Source organism: Sphingomonas bacterium, from assembly GCF_903644135.1.
GTDB lineage: Bacteria > Pseudomonadota > Alphaproteobacteria > Sphingomonadales > Sphingomonadaceae > Sphingomonas.
Genome location: NZ_CAHJXA010000320.1, coordinates 1 through 3,242 on the forward strand (window position 1 = coordinate 1; position 3,242 = coordinate 3,242).

Genomic DNA, 3,242 nt, shown 5'->3' on the forward strand with positions numbered 1-3,242 from the left:
TGGTGTTGAGCACGTCGACGAACGGGACGTCGGCGACCACCGCGCCCCATAGCTCCGGGTCCGAATTGATCACCGCCCCCATCAGCTCGCCGCCCGCCGAGCCGCCGGCGATGGCGATGCGGCCGGCGCCGGTCCAGCCGGCGTCGATCAGCCCCTTCGCGACGTCGACGAAGTCGGTGAAGGTGTTGGTCCGCTTGTCGAGCTTGCCGTCGTGATACCATTGCTGGCCGAGGTCGTCGCCGCCACGGATATGCGCGATGGCGAAGGCGAAGCCGCGGTCGAGCAGGCTCAGCCGCCCGGTCGAGAAGCCCGGCGCAATCGCCATGCCATACGCGCCGTAGCCGTAGAGATAGAGCGGCCCCGACCCGTCGCGCGCGAAGCCGGCGGGATAGACGATCGACACCGGAATGGCGGTACCGTCGCGCGCCGGGATGTGCAGGCGCTCGGTACGGTAGCGGCCGGCGTCGTAGCCCGTCGGAATTTCCTGCACCTTGCGCGTGGTCAACGCACCGCTAGCGACATCATAGTCGTAGACGGTGCCAGGCGTGACCATCGACTGATAGGACAGCCGCAGCACGTCCATCGCCCATTCGGGGTTGTCGCCCAGCCCGGCGTCGTAGCTCGCCTCGGGAAACTCGACCCGCTTCCCCTCGGTCGGCGCATCGTAACGGTGGATGGCGAGCTGATCGAGACCGTCCTCGCGTCCCTCGACGACGAAGAAATCGCGGAAGCAGCTGACCCCGGTCATGTAGAAATGCGGGTCGGGCGCGATCAGCTCGGTCCATTCGCCTGGCGCGGCGATCGGCGCGATGCACAGCCGCCATTGGGTGTCGGTATCGTTGGTGTGGACGAACAGCGTGCCGTCATGCTCGTCGACATCGTATTCCAGCCCGGTCTGGCGGGCGCGGACCATGATCGGCGCAGCGGTGGGGTCGCTCGCCGGCACCAGCCGCACTTCGCTGGTGACATGATCGCCGGTGGCGATGACGATCCAGTTGCGCGCGCTGGTCTCGCCGACCGAGACGCGGAAGCCTTCGTCGTCCTCATGGTACAGCTCGATATCGTCGGCGACGGCGCTGCCCAGCCGGTGGAGACGGGCGTTGTCGGTCCGCCACTGGTCGTTGGCGACTCCGTAGAGAAACGCGCTGTCGTCGGCGGTCCAGACGATGTCGGACAACATGCCGGGGATGATCTCGGGCAGATGCTCGCCGGTGGTCAGGTCCTTGACGCGGACGGTGAAGCGCTCGGAGCCATTGTCGTCGATCGCATAGGCGAGCAGGCGGCCGTTATTGCTGACGGAGAAGGCGCCGAGGCGGAAATACTCGCGCCCCTCCGCCAGCGCCGGCTCGTCGAGCAGCAATTCGTCGGCGCCGCCCGCGACGGGCCTCCGCCACCATTTGCGATACTGGCCGCCGGTCTCGAACGCCGACCAGTAGAACCAGTCGCCGTCCTTCTGCGGCACGGTCGCCTCGTCCTCCTTGATGCGGCCCTTCATCTCCTCGTACAGCCGGTCAATCAACGGCCGACGGGGAGCCATCACTCCTTCGAAATAGGCGTTCTCGGCGTCAAGGTAAGCGAGGATGTCGGGGTCGGTGACGTCGGGATAGCCGGCGTCCTTCAGCCAGGCGTAATCGTCGATGATAGTGACGCCGTGAGCGGTGAAGCTGTGCGGGCGGCGGTCGGCGACGGGTGGAGTGAAGTCGGTCATGCGCTCGCCTTAGCCGACCCACCACGCTTGTCGAAGCGGCTCAGACCCGCATCGGCATCAGCACGTACAGCGCCGCCGCCTTGTCGTTCTCGCGGATCAATGTCGGTGCGGCGGCGTCGGCGAGATGCACCTCGACCATGTCGCCGTCGATCTGCCCCAATATGTCCATCAGATATCGGCTGTTGAAACCGATCTCGAACCCCGCCGCGCTATAGTCGCCCGGCACCTCCTCCGCCGCAGTGCCGTTCTCCGGGCTGGTCACCGAGAGGGTGATGCGATCGCGATCGAGCGCCATCTTGACCGCGCGGGTCTTCTCGGTGGCGATGGTCGAGACGCGGTCGACCCCCTCCATGAAGCTCTTCGGGTCGAGCTTGAGGATCTTGTCGTTGGCGGTCGGGATGACCCGGGAATAATCGGGGAAGGTGCCGTCGATCAGCTTCGAGGTGAGGATCGCCTGGCCCAAGTCGAAGCGGATCTTGGTCGCCGACAGCGACACGCCGACCGAGCCATCGACCTCGTCGAGCAACTTGCGCAACTCGGCGATGCATTTCCTCGGCACGATCACGTCAGGCATCTTGTCGGCCCCGTCGGGACGCGGCACCGTCACGCGGGCGAGGCGATGGCCGTCGGTGGCGGCGGCCTTCAGCGTCGGCTGGCCATCGTTGTCGGCGACATGCAGGAAGATGCCGTTGAGGTAATAGCGCGTCTCCTCGGTGGAGATCGCGAAGCGCGTCTTGTCGATGATCTGCTTCAGCGTCTCGGCGGGCAGCTCGAACGCGGTCGGCAGCTCGCCCTCGGCGATCACCGGGAAGTCGTCGCGCGGCAGCGTCCCCAGGCTGAAGCGCGCGCGCCCCGCGACGATCGTCATCCGTCCCTCGGCGGCGCTCAACTGCACCTGCGCGCCCTCGGGCAGCTTGCGGGCGATGTCGAACAGCGTGTGCGCCGATACGGTGGTCGCGCCAGCCTGATCGACCGCGGCGGCGATCGATTCGTTGATCTGCAGGTCGAGGTCGGTCGCCATCAGCTTGATCGCGCCGTCCGACGATGCCTCGATCAGCACGTTGGACAGGATCGGGATGGTGTTGCGCCGTTCCACCACCGACTGGACATGGCTCAGCCCCTTGAGGAGCGTCGCGCGTTCGATCGTCGCCTTCATCACCTGATCCCCCACCTCCGACTCCGTGCGAAGGTCAACCCGCCAGGACCCTAGCCAAGGAGTGCGCCGCCCGGCAAGCGCCGCACCGCATTGACGGTGGACAAGCCTGGTGCGGCGGTGGGAAAGCGGCGGCGATGAGGGGCGCGTTGATCCTGCTGGCCGTGCTGACCGCCGAGGCAGCCCCGCACGAGCCGATCGGGGTGTACCAGGGTTGGGGCGCGTTTCGCGACGCGGTGCCGGCGCGGTGCTATGCGATCACGCGCGCGGTCGTGGCCGGCGGACGCGGTGGCTTCGCCAGCATCGCAACCTGGCCCGACCGCCATCTGCGCACGTCGCTGCACATCCGCCTGAGCCGCCCGCACGACCGCGCCGCGCCGG

At 67.3% G+C, this 3,242-nt stretch carries 2 protein-coding genes and 1 pseudogene; 1 reads left to right on the plus strand and 2 read right to left on the minus strand.

The features are described from left to right. Positions 1-1,708: S9 family peptidase (locus tag HUU96_RS13705; RefSeq protein ID WP_174293310.1), on the minus strand; the 1,708-nt coding region annotated here is incomplete at its 3' end. Positions 1,709-1,748: 40 nt separating this feature from the next. Continuing rightward, complete coding sequence (dnaN, locus tag HUU96_RS13710) at positions 1,749-2,864, minus strand: DNA polymerase III subunit beta (protein WP_174293311.1); 1,116 nt, start codon at positions 2,862-2,864, stop codon at positions 1,749-1,751. 146 nt (positions 2,865-3,010) lie between these two features. On the opposite strand from dnaN, the pseudogene HUU96_RS13715 reads away from it, so the two are divergent. Further along, positions 3,011-3,242, plus strand: a pseudogene (locus tag HUU96_RS13715) (hypothetical protein); the annotation flags it as partial.